The following is a 23,641-nucleotide window of genomic DNA, read 5'->3' on the forward strand; positions in this document are numbered from 1 at the left end:
GGAGCGATTTTTCGTGAAAGCGAAATTACTAGCTCTGCTATTAGCTGTAGCCGTATTTATTATGCCAACAGCTTCATTTGCAGACATCATTGAGGGAGAATCAATTGTTACACTAGGAGAAAACTTATCTGAACAACAGAAACAAGAGCTGTTAAAAGAAATGAAAGCACCAAAAGATGCTACAATCATCACTGTGTCTAATGCGGAAGAACATAAATTTCTAGAAGGAATTGTTCCAAAAGCACAAATTGGTACAAGAGCAATTTCCTCTTCTATGATTACATACACAAAACCAGGGTCAGGTCTCATTGTACGCTCAAAAAACATTAATTCGATAACAGATGCAATGTACACAAATGCACTTATTACAGCAGGTGTGAAAGATGCAGAGATTCAAATTACTGCACCATTTAAAGTTTCCGGAACTGCTGCTTTAACAGGTTTAATGAAGGCCTATGAAACAACATCGAACAAAGAAATTCCAGAAGATGTTAAAAAAGTAGCCAATGAAGAAATGGTACAAACAGCAAAACTTGGTGATAAAATCGGTGAAGAAAAAGCAGTTCAACTTGTTGCAAAAATTAAAGAAGAAATTGCAAAAGAACAGCCAAAAACAACTGAAGATTTACGTTCATTAATTAAAAAAATTGCTGATCAACTTGGCATTACATTAACAGATGAACAGTTGGATAACTTAGTATCGTTATTTGATAAAATGAAAAATCTTAATATCGATTGGAACCAAGTTGGTAGCCAATTAGATAAAGCAAAAGACCATGTGTCTGCCTTCTTAGGTTCTGAAGAAGGGCAAAGTTTCCTAGATAAAGTAAAAGATTTCTTCTCTAGTATCATTGATTTCGTTAAATCTTTATTCAAGTAAAAAAGAAGCTCGCCAGTGACGAGCTTCTTTTTTATACAAGTAACGGTAATTTCATAATAGCTTCTTCAACCGAACGAACAACATGATTTGCTTTCTCCTTCACATACGGATGAGCATGATGGAGGCTGAAGGAGTGCGGGGTTACTTCAAACATAGAAATATCATTGAAAGAATCTCCAATACACGCAACTTCATTTGCTTCAATTTGTAAATGTTCCATTAATCGCTTCAGAGCGCTTCCTTTACTTACACCTCTTGGCATAATGTCAACATATCGCTTACCCGATATAAAGACTTCCGCTTCGCTATGAAATGTATCTCTCAACTCTTGATCTAATGCTACAATTTTTTCTTCTTCGCCAAAAACAAATAATTTCGCAGGATGTACAGTCTTCCCAAATTCCTCTTCTAATTCTTCGATTTCAGCAATATGCACTCCCATATACTCTTCAAAAGTATGGTGATGTTCATTCTTCCTTTTTGTATATCGCTGCTCATTTGCACAAACAATATCTGCTAGTCCCTTTTTATGTATATATCGATATATTTCCTGGGCAACCCCATCTTCAAAACTCGATTCATGAAATACCTTTCCATCCGGTAGTATCATTGTCGCTCCATTTAAACTAGTTGTGTAATACGGGAACGAAAACCTTTTTACCGCCTCATCAATTCGGTGAGTAAAACGGCCAGAGGCAAAACAAATATTTGTCCCTTTTTCAGCTAGCCAACAAAGCGCTCGTTCATCTTCTTTTTGCATATGATTCACATTGTAAACGAGCGTATCATCTAAATCACTTACAAATAGTTTAATCATGTCCTCTTCCCCTCTCATACACAATATCTACTCTAATTGTACAAAAAAAATGTTTGATTTTTGTTAAAAAAACAATAAATTTTCAATAAAAAATAAGCAGGAGCATAATCCCGCTTATTTTTGTCTTCGCACATTTTGAGGTCTTACAATACTTGGACGAACCTTTAAACTAGACATAGTTGGACGAAGTAAAATTTTCGTTAACGCGCCCCAATCAAACGGTAAAAACGGCCATAAATACGGTGTTTGCAAGCTTCTTATAGATGTTAAAAATAGAATTAATATCGTCATTCCAATGACAAATCCCATTTCATGAAATATGCCTGTTAAAATAATTACAAACAATTTCCCTATCTTATTCCCAAGCCCTAGTTCATAACTCGGCGTAGCATATGCACCGATCATAGAAACTGCTACGTACAAAATAACTTCTGGTACAAACAAACCTACATCAATTGCAATTTGACCAATTAATATAGCTGAAATTAATCCTGCTGCAGAAGACAATGATGTCGGTGTATGAATGGCAGCCATCCTTAAAAATTCGAGTCCGATTTCCGCCATCAAAATTTGTAGTAAAATCGGTAAATGCGTCATTTTATTCGGTCCAATGAAAGCAAGACTTTCCGGTAAAAGAGTTGGATCAAAAACAAAAACTAACCAAAATGGCAGTAAGAACAGCGAAAATATAACACCTAAAAAACGTACCCAGCGTAAAAATGTACCTACAGCTGGATTTTGTCTAAACTCTTCTGCATGCTGCAAATGGTGGAAATATGTTGTTGGAGTGATCATAGCACTTGGCGATGTATCAACGAGCACTAACACATGTCCTTCTAACAGATGATTTGCTGCTACATCTGGTCTTTCTGTGTATCGGATAAGCGGGAATGGATTATAACCTTGTTTGACTACAAATTCTTCTACTGTTTTATCCGCCATCGTAATCCCATCTACTTCAATACTATTTAATTCTTGTTTTATAATCTTCACTAAATCCGGATTTGCAACATCTTGTACGTATGTAATACAAATATCCGTTTGCGATCTATCCCCTACTCGAATCATTTCATTTCGAAGACGTGGATCGCGTATTCTTCTACGAATTAAAGCTGTATTTACAACGATATTTTCAACAAAGCCATCCCTTGCACCGCGCACTACCTTTTCTGTATCTGGTTCTGTCGGTGTCCGGCCCGGATAACTACGAACATCTATTGCGAACGCTTCCGTTTCACCTTCCACAAATATAACAATGAGCCCCGATAATACTTGGAGCATTACCTCATCCATCGTTTTTACTTTACTTACTTGTTGATGAATTAAACGATTCTCTAAAAGCTTTACTGTATCTTCTTCTACATCCCTTATTTCATTTGTATCCACCGCTTCTTCTAAAATAGGGATAATATAATTCGTATCACAAAGTCCATTTACAAATAACACACCAATTTCTTTATTTAAAATTTGAAATTTACGAATACCAACATCGTATGTAACACCCAGTCCAACTGTTTGCTTTAAGTAATTTTCATTATCACTTAAAAAAGATGAAATCGGGATATTCACTTTTTTAGGCTTCGTCATAAAACCCACTCCTTTCCAAAATTAATTGAATCGCTTTTCTAGTAATAGGTGATCCTCTCTCCCATTCATCATTTCCGCACATCTTGCCAATATCACCGACCCCCACTATGACAGGAACATTCAGACCATCTAAACAATAAATCGTATCCCCACTAATCCTGCCAACTTCACCATCTGGGAGTCCAAATTTATCAACGCCATATTCTGTCAAATTCCCATTTCGATCTACACTTACATCTACACGCGCCCATTCCCAATGATGTGTATTAGATGCTACCGCTAAAATACCCAGTACATCAACTTGTTTATGTGTTGCGACATACTTTAACGCCTTTTCACCAGATCCTTCTCCTATAAATCCGCTGTCATCAAACATGACAAATACAGGGTCATATGGCGTTTGCATAATAAGCTCAACAACTTTCTTCCCTGTCAATTTGGTCGGATTACTTTGCGATGCCGAAATACACCTTCCCCCAAATTCCTTTGTTAACAGCTCAATTGTCCGCTTTGCATATTCATCTCCATCTGTGACCAAAACAACCCTTCGTCTCATTTGATTTATCCTTTCGGTTTACATATAAGTGCAACAAAAAATGAAAATACTATCGCTGCTGAAATCCCCGCAGACGTTAAGCTAAACATACCGATTCCAATTCCTAAATATCCATGTTTTTCTGCCGCATGCATTGCCCCATGCAATAGTGAGTGTCCAAAACTTGTAATAGGGACCGTTGCCCCAGCACCTGCAAATTTTATAAGCTTATCGTACAATCCGAATCCGTCTAAAATAGCTCCGGCGACTACAAAAGTTGCCATTAAATGTGCCGGTGTTAACTTTGCGAAATCCAGCAACACTTGTCCAATTACACAAATAGCTCCTCCTACAAGAAATGCGTATATAAAATCCACAATTCACTCTCCTTTAACGCTTTCAAACACAACACCATGCGCAATCGTTGGAATCGTTTCCTTCTGTTGCATCATCATGGGGCTTAATAAAGCTCCAGTTGCAACGACAAAAATTCTTTGTAAATTCCCTTTTTGCATTTCACGCAATAAATGGCCGTATGTTACAACAGCTGAACAAGCACAACCACTGCCCCCTGCAAACACTTCTTCTTGATTTGAATTGTAAATCATTAATCCACAATCATTATATACATTCCCCAAATCATACCCTTCCTCAAGTAAAAGTTGTTTCGCAATTGGTGTCCCAACAGCTGATAAATCACCAGTAACAATAAGATCATAATCAGCTGCACTTCTTCTCAAATCTTCAAAATGCTGTTGAATTGTATGAGCAGCAGCTGGTGCCATCGCTGATCCCATATCTAAAGGATTAGCAATTCCTAAATCCTGTACTTTGCCGATTGTTGCTGCTGTTATTTTAATTGCACTCTCCTCATTGCTAATTAATATTGACCCTGCTCCGGTAACAGTTGAGTTTGCTGTCCCTGGCTTTTGTCCTCCGTATTCTGTTGGGTAACGAAATTGTCTTTCAGCCGTCGCATTATGACTACTTACTGTAGCTAAAATACGATTCGCAAATCCACCATCTATAAAAGCTGATCCAACAGCCAAAGTTTCCATTGACGTCGCACAAGCGCTGAACATCCCTAAAAAAGGAATACCATACTCACGAGCAACGTAATTTGCTGTCACTGTTTGGTTTAATAAATCTCCCGCTAAAAAGAAATCAATTTGTGATTTTTTTATATTCCCTTTTTGCATCGCTTGTTGAATTGAGTCTGACATTAACCTTCGTTCAGCAAGTTCCCAGTTTTCCTCTCCGCAATGTAAGTCAGAATATGAAATATCAAAATCCTTTCCAAGAGGGCCTTCAGCTTCTTTCGGACCGACAGCAGTACCAGTTGCATTCACGAAGATATCATTTTGAAATACCCACGTTTGTTTTCCTGTCAATCTCATATCTGTCCCTCCTTTAAGACATTAAAATTTGAAATGTATATCTTATTAACCCGATAACGTATGCACCGACGACTCCAAATACAATGACACTTCCTGCAAGCTTAAACATGTTAGTAGCGATTCCTAGAACAATCCCTTCACTCCTATGTTCTAGTGCCGCACTCGCCATAGAATTCGCAAATCCAGTAACTGGTACTGCTGATCCCGCTCCAGAAAACTGCCCGATTTTATCATATACACCACACCCTGTTAAAATCACTGATAGTAAAACAAGAGTTGCAACTGTCGGATTTCCTGCCTCTTGTTCACTAAAGTGAAAATAATGTATATAAAATTTCATCAATATTTCTCCGACTGTACAAATGAGCCCACCTACAAGAAATGCCTTCGCACAATTTAGCAAATAGTTTGGCTTTGGATGGTACTCCTTCACTTTATTTATGTAATCATCTTTCAGTTTTCGCCTTGTCATATATATTGCCTCCTACTTTACGAAATAAATCCAGTGAAACAATGAGCCTATTACTTTTCCAAGTACAAGAGCAACGAGTAAAACAACAATTTTCCCCTCTACCCCTACCCGTTTCGCTAAAATAGGTAAAACATTTAATACTTCTGTTAATGCCGCAGCTAGCATTCCAATGAATGTGCCACAAAATAAGCCTATTATTACGAGCCAATATTGCGACGTTTGAAATGTAATATTTTTCAAACTACACCAAGCCCCTGTTAAAGTACCTGCAATGACCGCCCACTCAAAATATTGAATATGCTTTCCACTTCTCGTTAATTGAGCTAAGCGCGGGATAATACCGAGAACAGCTAAAAATGCAACATATCCACTCCCTACAGCAATCCCTCCAGCTAAACCAATTAATACAACAAATGCACACTCAATCATCAGCAATCTGTTTCGTATTATCCCTATTTTCATGAACGATTACGTATTGATCGAGTGACTGCTGATATTGAAACATCTCAACTTCTAATGGGCTTGGCTCTTCATTAATGCGCTTTTGAAATACATGATTAAAAAATAAAATCATGCCTAACCCAAGACCTAGTGAATATGGAATTTGAAATAAAAGCGGTTGCTCCTTAAATTCTCCAGTAATCATGTAATATAACCGTTGGTGTACTTGTTGCATACTTACATCTTCATGGAAATAAATGATTGCAAGGGCCGCTCCAATGAAAAGTAACAACCATACAAGTCCGAAGAAAACCGGATGCACTTTCTTTTTTTCGTATATAATTTCAACAAGAGTTTGTCCAGATCCAAGTAAATTAATTTGTATATGTGCTATCTTTTGTTGAATAATTTCAATCACTTTCATAACATCAATTACAACATGTGTTTTATCATGCGCTGTTATTTTGTAGACTATCTCATTCTGTAACGACTCAACTACAAAAGAATCTCCGGCAAGTTGAGCAACATCGCTCAGCTTTACTTCATACGTAGGAGACACTTTTAAGCGATTGCGCATTTTAATATAAATCGTTTGTTCCAATTTTCATTCACCCCTTCACTCTTCCTCGTAGTTGTAGTATGGTTATTGGAATTTTTTCTAATACAATTTTTTCATAAAAAAACATCTGTACCGTTTCGGTACAGATGTTTTTCAGCTACGCCTTTTTCTTAAATAAATTTGCAATACTTAATGCAAGTCCTCCCCAAATGACTACTATACCTATAACCATCATCATAATCGCTGATCCGCTCATCATGAAACACCTCGGTCCTTCCATTCTTTTTCAAGCTGGGCAGAGTCTGAATGTATTTGTGCATTCCATTTCTTCAGACTAATGACTAGTGCAACTATAAGAAACGCTGCCGCTATCGACCAACCGTACGTTACAATAAAAAAAATCGAATAGATAGCTATTCATCTATTCGATCTTTCATCTGTTTTAATATTTTCTTTTCAAGTCTTGAAACTTGTACTTGCGAAATGCCTATGCGCTCCGCTACTTCTGATTGGGTTTGGTCTTTATAATAGCGCAAATACACAATTAGCCGTTCTCGTTCATCAAGTTCTCTAATTGCTTCTTTTAAAGCAATTTTATCAAACCATTTCGTTTCCGATTGATCTGCAATTTGATCTAAAATAGTAATTGGGTCTCCATCGTTTTCATACACAGTTTCATGTATCGACGAAGGAGCACGACTCGCTTCTTGCGCCAGAACAACTTCTTCCGGCGTTAGTTCAAGAGCCTCTGCTACCTCATTAATCGTTGGAGCCCTTCCAAATTCTTTCGAAAGCTCGTCTCTCATCTTTCGAACTTTGTTTCCTGTTTCTTTTAAAGATCTACTTACTTTCACTGATCCATCGTCACGTAAAAATCGTTGTATTTCACCGATAATCATTGGAACTGCATATGTTGAAAATTTCACGTCGAAAGATAAATCAAATTTATCTACCGATTTTAAGAGTCCAATACATCCAATTTGAAATAAATCGTCTGGTTCGTATCCTCGATTAAGAAATCGCTGCACAACCGACCATACGAGACGCATATTACTTTGAACGATTGTATCTCTCGCTTGTTGATCTCCATCTTGACTCTTTTGAATTAACGCTTTTAGCTCGTGGTCCTTTAACTGAGGTTTCTTCTTCTCATTTCTGACCTCTATGTCCATTGGCTATTCTCCTTAATTGCATAGAGCGTTACTATTTGATAAGTATTTTGTCAAATGGATTGTTGTCCCGAAAGATTCGTTTGAAATAACTTCTACTTCATCCATAAAATTTTCCATGATAGTAAATCCCATTCCGGAACGCTCTAATTCAGGTTTAGTTGTAAAAAGGGGTTGTCTTGCTTCATCTAAGTTAAAGATACCAATCCCTTCATCTCGAATCGTGAGTTTCACCATCGCTTCTTCCAAAATCACTGAAATATAAACAACACCTTCTGCATTTCCTTCATACCCATGAATAATTGCATTTGTAACCGCTTCTGACACAACTGTTTTAATCTCTGTTAGTTCTTCCATCGTCGGGTCTAATTGCGCAATAAAAGCAGCTACCGTAACACGAGCAAATGATTCATTCTGACTTAACGCTGAAAATTGAAGGTTCATTTCATTTCTCATCTATGCCACCCCCAACGTCGCGAGCGCATGCGCTTCACTTTCTTCTAAACGAACAATTTTGAATAGACCTGACATTTCAAATAAACGTTTAACAGGCGGTGAAATTGCACAGACAACCATCTCTCCACCTAATCCCTTTACATGTTTATATCGGCCTAATATAACGCCTAAACCTGAACTATCCATAAATGTTAAGTTCTCTAGGCTCAAAACAATATGATGAACACCATGTGTCTCAATCATATCTGTTACTTTCGTTCGCAACTCTTCAGCAGTATGATGATCTAATTCACCCTCTAGCCTCACACATAAGACGTCACGTTTTACTTCTAAATGCATGGAAAGACTCACACGATTTCCTCCTTATGCTCAAACTTTACTCTTTAACATAAGATTTTCGTGATATAAAACAAGAATCCTTCCTACTGACAAAAGAAGAACTATTTCGTCATAAAGTGAAACCTTTCAGCAATTATCCCCGTAAATACGAACAGAAAAGCGGCAAAATTTTCACCGCTATTTTGATGTTGAAAACATCCCAAAGCTTCGTTTAAATAACTCCCACCAGCTCGCTGCCTCAACATCTTCTTTCGCTACAATTGTTTGTTTTAATAAAACATCTTTATCTCTTTTAATAACAAGTGTGCCAAGTGCATCACCTTTTTTAATCGGTGCCTTCACTTTCTTTTCAGCAATCACTTCTTGTTTAACTTTGTCCATATTTTCGCCCTTCTTCATAAGAAGAGACACATTGTCTGACGCAACTAAATCTACTTTTTCTTCCTTACCTTTTCCTACTTGTACAGTCTTAATTTTTTCGCCACGTGTATACAATTTTTTTGTCATATATTGACCAAATGCATAGTCAAGTAGCTTCGTTACTTGATTGTTCCGTTCTTTTGAAGTAGGTGCTCCCATAACAACTGAAATGACACGCATTCCATTTTTTTCAGCTGATGCTGTTAAACAATATTTCGCTTCCGTCGTAAAGCCCGTTTTCACTCCATCTACTCCAGGATAAAAACGTACTAGCTTATTCGTATTAACGAGCCAAAATTTCTTATCCGTATTTTCACGTAAATAGTCTTCATATTTACCTGTATATTTTCGAATAAGTGGATACTTCATCAATTCTTTCGCCATAATAGCCATATCATTCGCTGTGGAATAATGATCTTTCGCCGGGAGACCTGTCGGATTTTGAAAATGTGTATTTTTCAGTCCTAAATCTTTCGCTTTTTTGTTCATCATATTTACGAATCCTTCTTCTGAACCAGCGATATGCTCGGCCACTGCAACAGATGCATCATTTCCAGATGCAATTGCAATGCCCTTTAACATTTCATTTACAGTCATCTCTTCCCCAGGTTCTAGAAAGATTTGTGACCCACCCATTGAAGCTGCGTGTTCACTCGCTCTCACTTTATCTGTCAGTTTTAATTTTCCTTTTTCAACTTGTTCCATAATTAAAAGCATTGTCATAATCTTTGTCATACTAGCAGGTGGTAACTTTTCATTCGGATTTTTATCAAACAAAACTTTACCTGTATCTTGCTCAATTACGATCGCTGACGACGCTTGTTCCGCTAACTTCGGCGCGGTCTCTTCTGTTTTCTCCTGCTTCGTTTTCTCAGATTGCGCAAAACTAACTGAAGTACCAGAAAGCAATAACATGAAACAAACAAGTATTCCAAAAACTCGCTTCATGACTAACCCTCCATTCTATATCAAACCTATTTTTTCCAATTTATTCATTTTTAATACCATATTTTTCTATTATTTTCAGTTGACAAATAAATTCATTGCTTATATTGTATTAAGTGTATTACACACAGTAGTACACTTAATACTCATCAGGAAGGAGACATTGCTCTTGCATATTCAAATTAATCCAAGAAGCAACACTCCGATATGGGAACAAATTGTTCAAAATATAAAAGAGCTCGTACTAAAAAATATGTTAGCTCCAAGTGATAAGCTTCCTTCTGTACGCGAGCTCGCTTCTTTGCTCGTTATAAATCCAAATACAGTAAGTAAAGCTTATCAAGAATTAGAGCGACAAGAGATTATTGAAACATTACGAGGAAAAGGAACATTTGTAGCCCAATCGATTACCCCAACATTAGACGAAAGGAAAATCGCTATGGTTGAAAAGCAGTTTCATCAATTATTACTAGAAGCCTCTTATCTTGGGATTACGAAAGATAAAATTCACGATTGGATAGATTCATACTATAAAGAGATTGGAGGAAATACGGATGCTGAAAGTGACAAACTTGAAGAAAACAATTGATAACCAAACGATTTTAGACGATGTTTCTTTCACATTACAAAAAGGTAGTATCGTCGGATTACTCGGAAGAAACGGCGCGGGGAAAACAACTTTATTACGAACGATGGTCGGCATTTTAGACCCAGATACAGGAACTGTTACATATGAGGATACGGATGTTCATAAGCATCCTGAAATTAAACAAAAGGTTGTATACGTTCCAGACTCTACTAACATATTAAACGGTTATACAGTGAAAGAAATCGTTAAGTTTTATAAAACCGTTTATACAGCATTTGATGAACAATATTTCTATGGATTATTAGAGCGGTTCAACTTACCAAATAAACGAATTCGTAGTTATTCAAAAGGAATGAAAGCACTGCTTGCCATCATTTTAGCTTTCGCTGCAAAAGCAGAATATATCATTTTAGATGAGCCAACAAACGGGCTCGATCCTATCGTTAAAAGACAAATTCTACAATTTCTCGTCGAGGAAGTTGCGGAGAAAGAAGTTACAATTTTCATCTCAACTCATCATTTAGATGAGGTTGAGAAAATAGCGGATACAATTATTATGTTAAAGGGACGTACCGTAGCTTCTATTACGTCACTAGACGATGCAAAATCACAATTCGCTAAAATACAAGTTGCTTATGAACGATCATTACCTCAAAAACTAGAAAACTTAAGCAATATTAAAATATTAAACCAAACCGGAAAAGTATATACGATTTTAATCGAAGGCAATGTAGCTACAACTCTTGAGAAGTTTTATAAAGAGCAACCAATACTCATTGAAGAATTAACAATGTCACTGGAAGATGTCTTTGTTACAACACTTGAGGAGGATGGGTATGTTTCATAAGGCGTTGTGGATGTGGAATTGGAAGCGCGGGAAATATGCTGCTTTACTATTTTTCTTGAGTACGCTTTATTATTTATCTTTCAAATACTATAGAGAAGCTCAACTACAACTTGCTAAGTATTATGACTTGAAAGAAAAAGGAACATTCGATTATAGTTACACATTTTGGTCAAATGATAATAGCCTTTGGTTAACTATTCTTATTATTTCTTTAGCGTGTCTATTAATAGGATGGGAACGTAGCAATCAATCTATTACTTTACTTATGGGAATGCCTTTTAAACGAAAAGATGTTTTCTTATCTAAATGGGCTTTCGGTTCATTCTGTATTGTATGCTCATTTCTTATAAATTGGGTTCTTATGTATTTTATTTATAGAGCTACAATTCATTTTGATTATCAATCATTTGGACCATTTCATCGATACTTTCTGTATGCAATCGTTTCATATGTCGCAGTATATACAGCTGCTTTATGTATAGGTACTTTTACTGGAGGTATCGTTTCACAAGTCGTTTTTTGTATTCCTTCGTTACTAATGGGGCTTACCTTTATTTCATTACTACACAATTTTACAATTAATTCTCTAGATATTACATATAAGAAAGACCGACACTTATATGTAAGTCTTTCAGAAATTAATGCAAAAGCAAATATCGTTGCACCGATAAATTACTTTTCTATTAATTACTACTATAATCCGGAAAAAGATAAGGAAGCACCCGATTCATCGCTTTTAAAAGGTCCAGAGTTCCATAGTTATTATTCAGCTAAATCGATGCTAGTTCCTATTTTTTATACAATCTTCTATTTACTAATTGGCTCATATTTATACAAGCGGTCACCAATTGAAAATAGTCAAAGAATATTTATTTCCAAAAAACATTTACGAATATGGATATGGGGAACGACAATCTATTTCGCCTTACTAAGTAGCTATAAATTACCTTTATTTAATTTCTTATTTAATCAGTATACCGGTATGTGTTTCGCCGGAATTGTCACTTATTTCGTACTAAAGCGCCTTACAAATTATAAAGTCTTTTAAAGGAGAGATCCTATGTTTCAAAAAGCATTATGGCTACGGACGTACCAACAAAGTAAATATATAGTCTGGTTATTTTGGTTCGTTAGCTTCTACAATTTGTCATACAAATACTATATGGCAGCTATTGAACAACAACACTTTCTAACGATGCCAAAAGAAGACAACTATACATATCACTACCAGTTTGGTTTATCACTAATGGATCCTGTTATATTCCAAGGTGTTGCACTTATCATTTTAGCTTGTACGTTAATCGGATGGGAAAGACAAAATAACTCCATTGATTTTCTTTGGTCTATGCCTTTTAAACGCTCACACTTTTTTATGACGAAATGGTTGTTTGGTATTTGTAACATTGTAGCAGTTGTCAGTATAAACTGGGGTCTATTTGCTATTATGAAAAAGATAACTTTTCATAATAAATATCAAGTATTTTCCCCATTCCATTCTTATTATATATATATGTTAATTGTATTAATCGCTATTTATACACTTGCATTATGTATTGGAACAATTACAGGGCATATTATCTCGCAGGGACTTCTCACTGCAGCTATATTCATGTTTCCATTGTTACTTCCATCTCTAGTCTCAGGAGTCATCGCTGTTCACTCAAATATAGACTTTCATGAGAACAGTAATAATATGAACCATTTCTTAGAAAACATACGTATTTCTGGTCCAGCAGAAGATTTTCGTATTAGATTTGATTATGATCCACATAGTGCCTATACCGATCCAGATGGAGTGCGTCATAATGAACCAAACTTTACAAAAATCCCTTCAGCAAAATTATTGATTGCACCTATCACATATATCATTATTTTATTACCACTCGGTATATATTTATATGTTCGTTCAGTCAATGAGCTAAATGGAAACTTCCTCCTATATCCGAAGTTACAAAAAATAATTATGAGCATTGGTATTTTCGTTATAGGAATAGTTGGTGGTTTAGTCTTAAGGGGAGACAAATCATTACTTAATTTTTACATTGGATTTTTTGGGGCAAGCATAATTAGCTATTTTCTTCTATCCAAACTATTGAAATGGAAGTTCTCTTGGAACGCTAAATAAACTCATCATTATCACAATTTTGTACTGGAGGGATTACATGTTTCATAAAGCTTTATGGCTCCATCATTACAAGCAAAGTAAGTACATTCTTTTACTCTTTGCTTGTAGTAGTTTTTGGTTTTTACCTATTAGCTACTTTAATGATTTACAGGTTCAACCAAACGAAGATGGCTATTTCTACTATAGTTTAAACGGGGATACTCTTATCATCCCCTTCATTCCAATTTTCATATTACTCGCCTGTTCATTAATCAGTTGGAAAAGACAAAATCAAACAGACTATCTGTTATTTGCAATGCCATTCACGAGAAAAGAGCTTTTTCTTTCTAAGTGGCTGTTCGGGACAATCGCAATTCTATTCATAATGAGTCTTAATGGCATCTTAATTTATTTCATCCTAAAGATTAATCTTTTTAGCCAATACCAATCTTTCGGGCCAATGGGTACATTATTATGTTATGTTACCATTACATGGATTGCGATTTTTACAATAGCTATTTTTATCGGAACAATTGCTGGCAATGTCATTTCGCATAGTATATTAAGCTTAATTTTCATTATATTACCATCTGGAATAGGCATGTTACTGTTTCATTTTGCTTGGATTCACACAAATGTATCTACAACTGAATTTTTCCTTAAGAAAGCGAATTATGCATCATATATAGAGAATATTGAAGTTTTTGCACCTACTAATAATACTTATATATCTTATACATTTAATCCAGAAGTAAAGGAAGTAGACATTAATAATTTAAAAGAATCCGTTAAGGAGCAGCATCAATTCCAGCCCATCTGGAAGCTTATCACTCCGATTCTATATATTCTCATTCTTTTACCATTAGGAGTATTTTTGTATAATCGGACTCCTAATGAAAATAACGGTAAAATATTATTATTCACTAAACTACATCGACTATTTATACCTTGTGTTACAATATGTTTTGCTCTATTAGGAGGCCGAATAACAGGTGGAAAAAACGATCCGCTATTAAGTTATTACGCTGGGTTCATAATAATAGGACTATTTGGCTATGTAATACTTCACTATTTGATAAATAAAAAATTTTTACTTCATACGAAATAACCTCCTTCAAAAGGAGGTTATTTCACATTTTCTCTCCTATCCCCATACACCATCTCTTCTTTCATTCCAAACCCATCACCATTTTGCACAATTTGCTCTGTCGGTGCGACTACACTTTCAGCAATTTTCCATTCGCCGCGCTCTTTCATAAATACTTGTAGAAAATAGTTCATGCCATTTAATTGATACGCATTTTCTTTTTTTACATTATAGTGTACCGCAATGTAGTGCACTTGAATATTTTCTTTCCCTGCTTTTGATACGTATTGCGATAATCTTGGAATGTACATTGATGCTTTCTTAAATGGTAAGTGCTTCGCTTTAACGAGCGATGAACTTGTTACATTACGCAGAGTGTCCTGATTACGAACATTATCGCTATGGTGAAATAATACTGCGTTTTGCATAGAACGAACCCATAATTTCGAATACAAGACGGTATTATCGTTTTCAATGTACTTCACTTCTTTTTGCACCACTTGGATAGGGGTATCGGCGTACATGAATGTATGAAAGCAGAAGAAACTTCCAAGTAAAATGGTAAGTGCAGCAATATATTTCATAATCTTTCCTCCGATCTGTTTAATTAAAGTATCGGAGTTTCAAAATATTTTTATTCAAAAGAAAAAGGATAGGAAAGCTCTCGCTTCCTATCCTCATTTATTATAATACGCGGCCAAATAGTTCTAAAATCATTTCTATCTCTTGGTCGCTCCAACCTTTAAATTTCTCTTTATAATATTCTTTACGCACAGCTTCAAGCTTTTCAGTTACTTCTCGTCCGTTTTCAGTAATTTCTAAATATACGATACGACGGTCCGAATTTGAACGTTTTCTTTCAACAAACCCTTTTCGCACGAGACGATCTGTTACAGCTGTAATATGACTGGAGGTTACGTTTACTTCACTCGCAATTTGCGAAGCCATCTGTGGACTTTTTAAAAATAACGCACGTAATACAGAGAATTCATTATATGGCATATGCTCTGAAAAACGTGTATTAATATCATTTTGTAATAAACGTATCATCTTTCGAAATGATGCAGATAAATCTAAAATCAGTGTTTCTCTATTTTCGTTCACTAGCCTCGTCCCTTTTTTATCATATTTACACATATTATAATCTATAAATACCTATATTGTATATGCTTTCTTCTCACAACATTCTCATTTATGTAACTTTTTTCATACGATTTTCTTTTTTGTTCACACATATACATGTAAAAAAGGATGGTGAGCATAAATGCAAGGTGGAATGAATCCGTATTTACATAATATCCGTACGACAAATACTGGTAAAGAAGCTACTATTACTGTACAAGGAGAAGGTATTATAAAGGCAAAACCAAATGTTGTCATATTAACACTGGGCATTCGAACAGATAGTAAAAATGTAAAACAAGCGCAAGAAGAAAATGCAGTGCAATCGAAACAATTGCTTGATGCACTCAAACAGCTAGGTATTGCCGATAAAGATATAGAAACCATTTCTTATACAATTACTCCTCAATACGAATATGTAAATGATAAAGCATTACTACAAGGCTACCGTGTGGAGCATTTGTATGAAATTACCGTTTTAAATGTGCAAAAAGCAGGGGAAGTATATGATATAGCCGTTACGAATGGTGCAAACGTAGCAAAAGGATTACGTTTTCGAATATCTCATCCAAATAAATATTATGAGCAAGCTCTCATTCAAGCTCTGCAACAAGCAGTAGACAAAGCTCGTACAATTGCGAGTACCTACAATTTAAATATTAATCCTGTTCCCCTCTCACTCGTTGAAGAATCTGTCCAATTACCGCGAGAGATCGCATCATATGCTACTTTGCATGCGCAAGCAGCTCCGCCCATTCAATCGGGAGAATTAGAAATTATATCTTCTATCCGGGCTATTTTTACGTATTTATAAGTAATTTCACTTGTAAGTAACCGTTATCATTTTTATTGTTGTAAAAACATGATGTTCTGATATAATAAAGGTCGGTGAGCTCTTACAGAAGAGATATCACGGGTGGGAGAGGGATATGAAAAAGAAGGTTTAACATGAAAGGAATACTTGAAAGAACATTTAAATTAGGTTTACATGAAACATCACCAAAACAAGAAGTTTTAGCTGGCGTTACGTCATTTTTCACGATCGTATATATTATGATTGTAAATGCATCAATCTTATCAGATGCTGGCATTCCTCTTGAAGCTGGAATTTTAGCAACTGTTTTCAGTTCATTCGTCGGATGTCTGCTCATGGCATTTTGGGCAAATGCACCTGTTATTCTTGTTCCTGGTATGGGTGTAAATGCATTCTTCACGTACACTGCTGTCCATACGCTTGGTTTAACTTGGCAAGAAGCATTAGCGGCTGTCTTTATCTCTGGTATTATTTTTGCAATTGCCGCTTTTACACCAATCGCTCGCGTGCTCTCGGTATCGATTCCAAAGTCATTAAAGGAAGCTATTACTGTCGGCATCGGATTGTTTCTAGCATTTATCGGATTGCAAAAAGGTGGTTTAGTCGTTTCGAATCCAAATACTGCTGTTGCAATGGGGAAATTAAGTAATCCTGTCGTTCTTGCGACATTACTGACTCTTATCGTTGCACTTGTATTATTTATTCGTAATGTACGTGGAAACTTTTTATGGACGATTGCAATAGGAACTGGTATCGCATGGCTATTCGGTCTTGTTGATACGAGTCAAATGGGAAATAGTTCATTCTCATTCGCTAATTACGGTGATGTGTTTGGAGCTATGTCATTTGGGAAACTTTCTTCCTTACCGTTTTGGATTGCAACATTCTCCTTAAGCATGGTGCTTATTTTCGAGAACATGGGACTATTGCACGGTTTATTAGAAGATGATCGTAAATTCCCACGTGCTTACCAAGCCAATGCAATTTCAGCAATGACATGTGGTCTATTTGGCACAAGCCCTACCGTTTCAACAGTAGAAAGTGCCGCAGGTATTACTGCAGGCGGTAAGACAGGTCTGACGTCTATCGTTACAGGGTTGTTATTTTTCGCATCACTGTTTGCGCTTCCGTTTGTCAAATTAATTCCTGATAGTGCCATTGCACCAATCTTAATTATTATTGGCGGGCTGATGATTACAAGCATTCAACAAATTCCTCTGAACGACTTTTCAGAAGGATTTCCAGCGTTTTTAATTATCGTTATGATCCCGCTCACATATAGTATCGCTGATGGCATTGCGTTCGGATTTATTGCTTATCCTATCTTGAAAGTTGCTCTTGGAAAGCGTAAAGAAGTCGCACCGTCCATGTATATTATTACATGCTTATTCTTAGCCATGTTCGTATTACACGCTATTGGCTAAGAAAAAACACCGAGGAAATCCTCGGTGTTTTTTTACTTAAACCAACCTTTTTTATAAAACCAAGCCATCATTCCGCCGCCAATTAACGCCATTAAAATTAAGCAAATAAAATAACTATACTTCCCGCCAAGCTCCGGCATATGTGCGAAGTTCATGCCGTATACCCCTGCAATAAATGTTAACGGCATGAAAATAGTTGAGAAAACAGTTAATGTTTTCATAATGTTGTTCATATGGTGGGAATTCAATGAAAAGTAACTATCTCGAATATCTGCTGTTAATTCACGGCTTGCTTCAATCATCTCTGTCAGTTTAAGCAAATGATCATGTATATCTTTAAAATAAATTTCATGATCGCTTATACCGTAAAAACGTGTTGAATTTAATATACGATACAATAAATCACGCATCGGAATAATCGTACGCCTTAGCTTAGATAAATCCGCACGAATATCAAATACTTCTTCTAGCACGCTTCCTGCTGTCTCACCCGTTAAATTATCATCAATTGCATTTAAATGGTCTTCAATGTAATATACAGGTGCGAAATAATCATCTACAATTTGGTCAACAATTGTATGTGCTACATGTAAAGGACTCTTCTTAATACGTTTCTTTTCACCGAGCGTTTTCCATACTCTTTCAATCGCATTGTTATGAGAGAAGTGGAAAGAGACTATATATCGATCACTAACAAATAAATCGATTTCATGCGGTTCTAATCCGTCTTCTCCGAATGCATGGAGAACTAAAAAGTTATATCCATCATAAAAATCTACCTTTGGCCTCTGTACATATTCTACACAATCTTCAATTGCAAGGGGATGGAACTTAAAGTGATCTTGTAAAATATATGTATACTCCTCTTTCGTCGGCTTATATAAATCAAGCCAATACCATACGATGTTCTCTTTTTTCGTTTCTTCTAGCGAAACATCATATAAAACTTCATTTTTTTTCGTTATTGCACAGATTCTAATCATAATTTCACCCATTACTATTATAAACAAAAAATAGTAAAAAAAGCCAAGGAGAAATCTCCTCAGCTTTTTTTATCCCGCTATTTGCGGGCAGTAAGACCCATACCTCAAAATTCAGCGAAAGCAACGAAGTTAGGTGTGGGTCGGGCTGCCCGTAAAAACCCGATTGGTGAAGGCTAATAATCAGTGGGTAATGAAGCCCCCACTGATTAAAGTTTCACTTTATTACTTCGTTACAATACCGTGTACTAAAGTTGGTGCATCTACGTGGTCTTTAGCGATTTTCATGTTCTCATAAATTTTCGCTTTTACATCTTCAACATTTTCGCGGTTTGCGTAAATTGTAACAAGAGAGTCACCTTTTTTCACGCTATCGCCTACTTTTTTGCGAAGCATTAGACCCACTGCTAAATCAATTTCAGACTCTTTCGTTGCACGCCCTGCTCCTAAAAGCATTGCTGCTGTTCCGATTTCATCTGCAACGATTTCCGATACGTAACCGTCTTCTTTCGCTTCCACTTCAATTTTAAATTGTGCTTGTGGCAATTTAGAAGGATCATCAACAACAGAAGCATCGCCGCCCTGCGCCGATAAGAACGTTTTAAATGCTTCTAACGCTTTTCCATTGTTCATTACTTCAATTAATTTTTCACGTGCATCTTCTAAAGATGAAGCTTGTCCAGCAAGGTACACCATCTGACTTCCAAGTGTTAAACATAACTCTTCTAAATCTTTCGGTCCTTTACCTTGTAATGTATCAATTGCTTCTTGTACTTCTAATGCGTTACCGATTGCTTCACCAAGCGGCTGACTCATATCAGAAATAACCGCCATCGTATTACGACCAACGTTATTACCGATGCGCACCATTGCTTCTGCTAAACGCTTTGCATCTTCATCTGTTTTCATAAATGCTCCTGCTCCAGTTTTTACATCAAGAACGATTGCATCTGCACCAGCAGCAATTTTCTTACTCATAATCGAGCTTGCAATAAGCGGAATTGAGTTTACTGTTGCCGTGACATCACGAAGTGCATACAATTTTTTATCAGCAGGTGTTAAGTTTCCACTTTGACCGATAACAGCAATTTTATTTTCATTTACAAGACGCATGAATTCATCATTTTCAATTTCCACATGGAATCCTGGAACTGCTTCTAACTTATCAATTGTACCACCAGTATGTCCTAAACCACGTCCAGACATTTTTGCAACTGGTACACCTAAAGCAGCTACTAATGGACCTAATACAAGTGTCGTTGTATCACCAACTCCACCCGTTGAATGCTTATCTACTTTTATCCCTTCAATGGCTGATAAGTCAATTGTATCACCGCTATTTACCATTGCCATCGTTAAATCTGCACGTTCTTGATCATTCATATCTTGGAAGAAAATTGCCATTGCAAGTGAACTTACTTGATAATCAGGAATATCACCATTTGTATATCCTTCAACAATAAAGTTAATTTCTTCTGTCGTTAATGCTTGTCCATCACGTTTTTTTGCAATTAGGTCCACCATTCTCATTGTGAGGTCACCCCTTCATTTGTTTTACGATTGCTTTTACTAATGCTAAGAAGTTAGCTTTAACACGTTCTGTCGTTTCAATTACTTCATCATGGTGAAGTGGTTGATCTAAAATACCAGCTGCCATATTTGAAATACAAGAAATACCAAGTACTTTCATACCCGCATGACGCGCTACAATTACTTCAGGTACTGTTGACATACCAACTGCATCTCCGCCAAGTGTACGAAGCATACGAATTTCAGCAGGTGTTTCATATACAGGACCTGTCATTCCAACATATACACCTTCTTGTACTTTAATATTTAAATCTGCTGCAACTTGTTTCGCCATTTCCCGAAGTTCTGGCGTATATGATGTAGACATATCAGGGAAACGTACACCCATTTCAGAATCATTTGGTCCGATTAATGGGTTCGTACCCATGAAGTTAATGTGGTCTGAAATTAGCATAAGATCGCCTGGTTCAAATGATGTATTTACACCACCAGCTGCGTTTGTTACAACAACTGTTTCTACACCTAGTTCTTTCATAACACGAACTGGGAATGTTACTTTTTGCATATCGTATCCTTCGTAGAAATGGAAACGTCCTTGCATTGCTACTACTGTTACACCTTGAAGTGTACCGAATACAAGTTGACCCGCATGTCCTTCTACAGTTGAAACTGGGAATTCAGGGATTTCACTGTATGGTACTGTTACTGCGTTCTCGATTTCATCTGCTAATACACCTAGTCCAGATCCAAGGATTAGTCCTACTTGTGGTGTCTCTTGAAATTTCTCTTTTAAGTATGAAGCTGATTTTGTAATTAGTTCACGATTCATCTGTTTATCCCCCTATTTCTTTAGCTCGTTTAAGAAGCTTGTTCCATGTTCTGGCATTTTAACATTAAAGTTTTCTGCTACAGTTGCACCAATATCAGCAAATGTTTGACGAAGTGATAACTCTTGTCCGCCTTCTTTCATGCTTGGGCTATATGCTAATAACGGTACATATTCACGTGTATGATCAGTACCGTAGTGAACTGGATCATTACCGTGGTCTGCTGTAATTAATAATAGATCATCTTCTTTTAGTTTTTCGAATACTTCTGGAAGACGTGCGTCATATTCTTGTAGAGCTTCTCCGTACCCTTGTGGGTCACGACGATGACCAAATAAGGCATCAAAGTCAACTAAGTTCAAGAAGCTAATACCTGTAAAGTCCATATTTAATGTATCTACAAGCTTGTCCATTCCATCCATATTTGATTTCGTACGAAGTGATTCAGTTACCCCTTCGCCATCATAAATATCAGCAATTTTACCAATAGCAATTACATCATAATCGCTATCTTTTAGTTCATTCATTACTGTGCGACCAAATGGTTTTAGTGCATAGTCATGACGATTTGGTGTACGTGTGAAGTTTCCTGGCTCTCCGACGAACGGACGAGCGATAACACGTCCTACCATGTACTTCTCATCTAATGTTAATTCACGTGCGATTTTACAAATTTTATATAGCTCTTCAAGTGGTACTACTTCTTCATGAGCTGCGATCTGTAATACACTATCAGCAGAAGTGTAAACAATTAAAGAACCTGTTTCCATTTGTTCTTGACCAAGCTCAACAAGTACCTCAGTTCCAGAGGCTGGTTTATTACCGATAATTTTACGACCTGTCTTTTCTTCTAATTCATCAAGTAATTCTTTCGGGAATCCTTCAGGAAACACTTGGAATGGTGTATCAATATAAAGTCCCATAATTTCCCAGTGACCTGTCATTGTATCTTTCCCTGTAGATTTTTCTTGCATTTTTGTATAATATCCAAGCGGTTTCTCTACTTTAGAGATTCCTTTCATTTCACGAATATTACCAAGGCCTAATTTCACCATGTTTGGCATGTGTAATCCATTCATATGTTCAGCGATATGACCAATTGTATCAGAACCTAAATCACCAAACTGCTCAGCATCCGGTGCTTCACCGATTCCCACAGAGTCCATTACGACTAGGAAAATACGTTTATATTTATTCATAACTGCAACCTCCTATATGTTCAGTTCTACTTCTTGTAGTATGTTCAAAACGCTATAAAGTGAAACTGTTATCAATGGGAATTATCTTTCGTCCTCATTATTAAACAGTACTGCTTTAAATCATTCTCTAACTTTTTCGTTTTACTTTCAAACGAATCAAAAACATTTCTAGGTTTTTCCAAGTCAGATGTCAGACATCTGATATTGATATCATAACATGTTTACGCTTTCTTTTTAATACATTTTCGTAGAATTCTTCATTTTCTTTACCCTTCTATTGTAATCCATTCTGCAAAGAAGTGCTAATCATTTCATGACTTTTTTCTTAAAATAAAAAGCAGCTCTAAAGAGCTACTTTTTATTTTACTTCTACTGTTTCTTCTTTATGTTCATGTAGTTCACCTTTTCTTACATGAACTTTCACTTTATAAGCACCATTCTCTTTGAAAGTATGTTTACTTTCATACTCCCCTTTATTCCCCTCTTTCGCCGGAATAAATTCGTGTTTTTCAACGCCGTCTTTCCAAATCTCAAGTTGTACTTCAGCACCAGATAACGCTTCTTCTTTTTGTTTTAAATGAACTTTCATTGTTGACTCAGCATTTGCTTTAATATCTCCAGCCATAAGATGTATCATCGTATCACTTTTATGATCCCCATGACCTTCTTCTTTTTTCGGATCTTCAACTTTTGCATTTCCCACAGCCACTTTTACTTCTGGCATAACATGCATTTCACGTGCATTTGTATGAGCAATAACATGATATACTCCATCCGTTTCGAATGTTTTTTCTACAGCATAAACACCTTTTCCTTTATGCTTAGCGTTTAACATCTCGTGCTTTTCGTCGCCTGCTTTCCAAATTTCAAACTTTACATCATCAGCATCTGTTACTTTTTCTTTTCCTTGTGTAACAAGTGCTTGTACTTCTGTTTTTTCACCAGGTTTAATTTCTTTCGGATTCGTTTGAACTGCTACTTTTACAGCTTCAAGTTTCTGTTCTTTTTTCGGTTCTTCTTTGTTTGTATTACAGCCAGCCAATGCTAGCATCGCGATAAATAACGTCATAATAAGTTTTTTCATCATCATTTCCTCCTTCA

At 36.3% G+C, this 23,641-nt stretch carries 28 protein-coding genes; 8 read left to right on the top strand and 20 right to left on the bottom strand.

Annotation, left to right across the window (positions count from 1 at the left end; genetic code table 11):
- Positions 1-13: 13 nt before the first annotated feature.
- Positions 14-880 (top strand): DUF1002 domain-containing protein, encoded by an 867-nt coding sequence (locus tag V7038_RS18285; protein WP_002111608.1) that lies wholly within the window; start codon positions 14-16, stop codon positions 878-880.
- 31 nt (positions 881-911) lie between these two features.
- On the opposite strand, the gene V7038_RS18290 is transcribed toward V7038_RS18285, so the two are convergent.
- The 13 genes from V7038_RS18290 to dacF all read right to left on the bottom strand — a co-directional run bounded on the left by V7038_RS18290 (position 912) and on the right by dacF (position 10,020).
- Entirely contained in the window at positions 912-1,715 is an 804-nt protein-coding gene (locus tag V7038_RS18290; RefSeq protein WP_033714022.1) for a Cof-type HAD-IIB family hydrolase, read from the bottom strand.
- Positions 1,716-1,811: 96 nt separating this feature from the next.
- Entirely contained in the window at positions 1,812-3,284 is a 1,473-nt protein-coding gene (gene spoVAF / locus V7038_RS18295) for a spore germination protein SpoVAF (RefSeq protein ID WP_002111610.1), read from the bottom strand.
- The gene (locus tag V7038_RS18300) at positions 3,271-3,840 is read right to left on the bottom strand and encodes a stage V sporulation protein AE (RefSeq protein WP_002111611.1); all 570 of its coding nucleotides are present in this window, start codon (positions 3,838-3,840) and stop codon (positions 3,271-3,273) included. Before V7038_RS18300 ends, spoVAF begins: the two co-directional genes overlap by 14 nt.
- A 5-nt stretch (positions 3,841-3,845) precedes the next feature.
- Positions 3,846-4,196 (bottom strand): stage V sporulation protein AE, encoded by a 351-nt coding sequence (spoVAE, locus tag V7038_RS18305; protein ID WP_002111612.1) that lies wholly within the window; start codon positions 4,194-4,196, stop codon positions 3,846-3,848.
- Between the two features lie 3 nt (positions 4,197-4,199).
- Positions 4,200-5,216 (bottom strand): stage V sporulation protein AD, encoded by a 1,017-nt coding sequence (spoVAD, locus tag V7038_RS18310; RefSeq protein WP_002111613.1) that lies wholly within the window; start codon positions 5,214-5,216, stop codon positions 4,200-4,202.
- 13 nt (positions 5,217-5,229) lie between these two features.
- Positions 5,230-5,688 carry a stage V sporulation protein AC gene (gene spoVAC, locus V7038_RS18315; RefSeq protein ID WP_002111614.1) on the bottom strand — a complete coding sequence of 153 codons (459 nt, stop codon included), beginning with the start codon at positions 5,686-5,688 and terminating at the stop codon, positions 5,230-5,232.
- A gap of 12 nt (positions 5,689-5,700) precedes the next feature.
- Positions 5,701-6,117: a stage V sporulation protein SpoVAB gene (gene spoVAB / locus V7038_RS18320; protein ID WP_002111616.1), complete on the bottom strand. Its 417-nt coding sequence runs from the start codon at positions 6,115-6,117 to the stop codon at positions 5,701-5,703.
- Positions 6,110-6,730, bottom strand: coding sequence for a stage V sporulation protein AA (locus V7038_RS18325; RefSeq protein ID WP_002199440.1), 621 nt, complete (start codon positions 6,728-6,730; stop codon positions 6,110-6,112). Before V7038_RS18325 ends, spoVAB begins: the two co-directional genes overlap by 8 nt.
- A 115-nt stretch (positions 6,731-6,845) precedes the next feature.
- On the bottom strand, positions 6,846-6,944 hold the full coding sequence (locus V7038_RS18330) for a methionine/alanine import family NSS transporter small subunit (RefSeq protein ID WP_000016826.1): 99 nt from the start codon (positions 6,942-6,944) through the stop codon (positions 6,846-6,848).
- A gap of 157 nt (positions 6,945-7,101) precedes the next feature.
- Entirely contained in the window at positions 7,102-7,860 is a 759-nt protein-coding gene (gene sigF, locus V7038_RS18335; RefSeq protein ID WP_002111619.1) for an RNA polymerase sporulation sigma factor SigF, read from the bottom strand.
- A 12-nt stretch (positions 7,861-7,872) separates the two neighbouring features.
- Positions 7,873-8,313 carry an anti-sigma F factor gene (gene spoIIAB, locus V7038_RS18340; RefSeq protein WP_001243400.1) on the bottom strand — a complete coding sequence of 147 codons (441 nt, stop codon included), beginning with the start codon at positions 8,311-8,313 and terminating at the stop codon, positions 7,873-7,875.
- On the bottom strand, positions 8,314-8,664 hold the full coding sequence (gene spoIIAA, locus V7038_RS18345; protein WP_002088460.1) for an anti-sigma F factor antagonist: 351 nt from the start codon (positions 8,662-8,664) through the stop codon (positions 8,314-8,316). It abuts the gene before it with no gap.
- A 165-nt stretch (positions 8,665-8,829) separates the two neighbouring features.
- Positions 8,830-10,020, bottom strand: a complete 1,191-nt coding sequence (gene dacF, locus V7038_RS18350) for a serine-type D-Ala-D-Ala carboxypeptidase DacF (protein WP_002111620.1) — start codon at positions 10,018-10,020, stop codon at positions 8,830-8,832.
- Between the two features lie 166 nt (positions 10,021-10,186).
- Between dacF and V7038_RS18355 the strand changes: the two genes are divergently transcribed.
- The 5 genes from V7038_RS18355 to V7038_RS18375 are packed head-to-tail and all read left to right on the top strand — an operon-like array spanning position 10,187 to position 14,665.
- A complete protein-coding gene (locus V7038_RS18355) occupies positions 10,187-10,606 on the top strand; it encodes a GntR family transcriptional regulator (RefSeq protein WP_335471242.1) in 420 nt (139 codons plus the stop codon).
- The gene (locus V7038_RS18360; RefSeq protein ID WP_335471245.1) at positions 10,572-11,453 is read left to right on the top strand and encodes an ABC transporter ATP-binding protein; all 882 of its coding nucleotides are present in this window, start codon (positions 10,572-10,574) and stop codon (positions 11,451-11,453) included. Before V7038_RS18355 ends, V7038_RS18360 begins: the two co-directional genes overlap by 35 nt.
- Entirely contained in the window at positions 11,443-12,501 is a 1,059-nt protein-coding gene (locus V7038_RS18365) for an ABC transporter permease (protein WP_335471248.1), read from the top strand. The genes V7038_RS18360 and V7038_RS18365 overlap by 11 nt, the downstream gene beginning before the upstream one ends.
- A 12-nt stretch (positions 12,502-12,513) precedes the next feature.
- The gene (locus V7038_RS18370) at positions 12,514-13,578 is read left to right on the top strand and encodes an ABC transporter permease subunit (RefSeq protein ID WP_335471250.1); all 1,065 of its coding nucleotides are present in this window, start codon (positions 12,514-12,516) and stop codon (positions 13,576-13,578) included.
- A gap of 37 nt (positions 13,579-13,615) precedes the next feature.
- Positions 13,616-14,665 (top strand): ABC-2 transporter permease, encoded by a 1,050-nt coding sequence (locus V7038_RS18375; protein WP_002185016.1) that lies wholly within the window; start codon positions 13,616-13,618, stop codon positions 14,663-14,665.
- A 17-nt stretch (positions 14,666-14,682) separates the two neighbouring features.
- Here V7038_RS18375 and V7038_RS18380 read toward each other — a convergent pair whose 3' ends face one another.
- Positions 14,683-15,228 carry a hypothetical protein gene (locus tag V7038_RS18380; RefSeq protein ID WP_002111626.1) on the bottom strand — a complete coding sequence of 182 codons (546 nt, stop codon included), beginning with the start codon at positions 15,226-15,228 and terminating at the stop codon, positions 14,683-14,685.
- A 100-nt stretch (positions 15,229-15,328) separates the two neighbouring features.
- A complete protein-coding gene (locus V7038_RS18385; RefSeq protein ID WP_199659735.1) occupies positions 15,329-15,748 on the bottom strand; it encodes a MarR family winged helix-turn-helix transcriptional regulator in 420 nt (139 codons plus the stop codon).
- A 160-nt stretch (positions 15,749-15,908) separates the two neighbouring features.
- On the opposite strand from V7038_RS18385, the gene V7038_RS18390 reads away from it, so the two are divergent.
- Positions 15,909-16,580 carry an SIMPL domain-containing protein gene (locus V7038_RS18390; protein ID WP_002111627.1) on the top strand — a complete coding sequence of 224 codons (672 nt, stop codon included), beginning with the start codon at positions 15,909-15,911 and terminating at the stop codon, positions 16,578-16,580.
- 134 nt (positions 16,581-16,714) lie between these two features.
- On the top strand, positions 16,715-18,004 hold the full coding sequence (locus tag V7038_RS18395) for an NCS2 family permease (protein ID WP_199659734.1): 1,290 nt from the start codon (positions 16,715-16,717) through the stop codon (positions 18,002-18,004).
- A 32-nt stretch (positions 18,005-18,036) separates the two neighbouring features.
- On the opposite strand, the gene corA is transcribed toward V7038_RS18395, so the two are convergent.
- The 5 genes from corA to V7038_RS18420 form a co-directional block, all read right to left on the bottom strand.
- Entirely contained in the window at positions 18,037-18,999 is a 963-nt protein-coding gene (gene corA / locus V7038_RS18400) for a magnesium/cobalt transporter CorA (RefSeq protein ID WP_002160605.1), read from the bottom strand.
- A 210-nt stretch (positions 19,000-19,209) separates the two neighbouring features.
- Positions 19,210-20,514, bottom strand: a complete 1,305-nt coding sequence (locus V7038_RS18405; RefSeq protein ID WP_335471256.1) for a pyrimidine-nucleoside phosphorylase — start codon at positions 20,512-20,514, stop codon at positions 19,210-19,212.
- A 7-nt stretch (positions 20,515-20,521) separates the two neighbouring features.
- On the bottom strand, positions 20,522-21,343 hold the full coding sequence (locus V7038_RS18410) for a purine-nucleoside phosphorylase (RefSeq protein ID WP_001078443.1): 822 nt from the start codon (positions 21,341-21,343) through the stop codon (positions 20,522-20,524).
- Positions 21,344-21,355: 12 nt separating this feature from the next.
- Positions 21,356-22,540, bottom strand: a complete 1,185-nt coding sequence (gene deoB, locus V7038_RS18415; protein WP_002111633.1) for a phosphopentomutase — start codon at positions 22,538-22,540, stop codon at positions 21,356-21,358.
- Positions 22,541-22,898: 358 nt separating this feature from the next.
- Positions 22,899-23,627, bottom strand: a complete 729-nt coding sequence (locus tag V7038_RS18420) for a FixH family protein (RefSeq protein ID WP_199659733.1) — start codon at positions 23,625-23,627, stop codon at positions 22,899-22,901.
- Positions 23,628-23,641: the final 14 nt, after the last annotated feature.

It is taken from the genome of Bacillus sp. JJ783 (assembly GCF_036963225.1).
GTDB lineage: Bacteria > Bacillota > Bacilli > Bacillales > Bacillaceae_G > Bacillus_A > Bacillus_A cereus_U.

Coding starts and splice junctions, on each gene's coding strand:
- V7038_RS18290 (WP_033714022.1), bottom strand. CDS start 1,715: ATGAGAGGGGAAGAGGACATGATTAAACTATTTGTAAGTGATTTAGAT.
- spoVAF (WP_002111610.1), bottom strand. CDS start 3,284: ATGACGAAGCCTAAAAAAGTGAATATCCCGATTTCATCTTTTTTAAGT.
- V7038_RS18300 (WP_002111611.1), bottom strand. CDS start 3,840: ATGAGACGAAGGGTTGTTTTGGTCACAGATGGAGATGAATATGCAAAG.
- spoVAD (WP_002111613.1), bottom strand. CDS start 5,216: ATGAGATTGACAGGAAAACAAACGTGGGTATTTCAAAATGATATCTTC.
- spoVAC (WP_002111614.1), bottom strand. CDS start 5,688: ATGACAAGGCGAAAACTGAAAGATGATTACATAAATAAAGTGAAGGAG.
- spoVAB (WP_002111616.1), bottom strand. CDS start 6,117: ATGATTGAGTGTGCATTTGTTGTATTAATTGGTTTAGCTGGAGGGATT.
- V7038_RS18330 (WP_000016826.1), bottom strand. CDS start 6,944: ATGAGCGGATCAGCGATTATGATGATGGTTATAGGTATAGTAGTCATT.
- sigF (WP_002111619.1), bottom strand. CDS start 7,860: ATGGACATAGAGGTCAGAAATGAGAAGAAGAAACCTCAGTTAAAGGAC.
- spoIIAB (WP_001243400.1), bottom strand. CDS start 8,313: ATGAGAAATGAAATGAACCTTCAATTTTCAGCGTTAAGTCAGAATGAA.
- dacF (WP_002111620.1), bottom strand. CDS start 10,020: ATGAAGCGAGTTTTTGGAATACTTGTTTGTTTCATGTTATTGCTTTCT.
- V7038_RS18360 (WP_335471245.1), top strand. CDS start 10,572: ATGCTGAAAGTGACAAACTTGAAGAAAACAATTGATAACCAAACGATT.
- V7038_RS18365 (WP_335471248.1), top strand. CDS start 11,443: ATGTTTCATAAGGCGTTGTGGATGTGGAATTGGAAGCGCGGGAAATAT.
- V7038_RS18370 (WP_335471250.1), top strand. CDS start 12,514: ATGTTTCAAAAAGCATTATGGCTACGGACGTACCAACAAAGTAAATAT.
- V7038_RS18375 (WP_002185016.1), top strand. CDS start 13,616: ATGTTTCATAAAGCTTTATGGCTCCATCATTACAAGCAAAGTAAGTAC.
- V7038_RS18380 (WP_002111626.1), bottom strand. CDS start 15,228: ATGAAATATATTGCTGCACTTACCATTTTACTTGGAAGTTTCTTCTGC.
- V7038_RS18390 (WP_002111627.1), top strand. CDS start 15,909: ATGCAAGGTGGAATGAATCCGTATTTACATAATATCCGTACGACAAAT.
- V7038_RS18395 (WP_199659734.1), top strand. CDS start 16,715: ATGAAAGGAATACTTGAAAGAACATTTAAATTAGGTTTACATGAAACA.
- corA (WP_002160605.1), bottom strand. CDS start 18,999: ATGGGTGAAATTATGATTAGAATCTGTGCAATAACGAAAAAAAATGAA.
- V7038_RS18405 (WP_335471256.1), bottom strand. CDS start 20,514: ATGAGAATGGTGGACCTAATTGCAAAAAAACGTGATGGACAAGCATTA.
- V7038_RS18410 (WP_001078443.1), bottom strand. CDS start 21,343: ATGAATCGTGAACTAATTACAAAATCAGCTTCATACTTAAAAGAGAAA.
- deoB (WP_002111633.1), bottom strand. CDS start 22,540: ATGAATAAATATAAACGTATTTTCCTAGTCGTAATGGACTCTGTGGGA.
- V7038_RS18420 (WP_199659733.1), bottom strand. CDS start 23,627: ATGATGAAAAAACTTATTATGACGTTATTTATCGCGATGCTAGCATTG.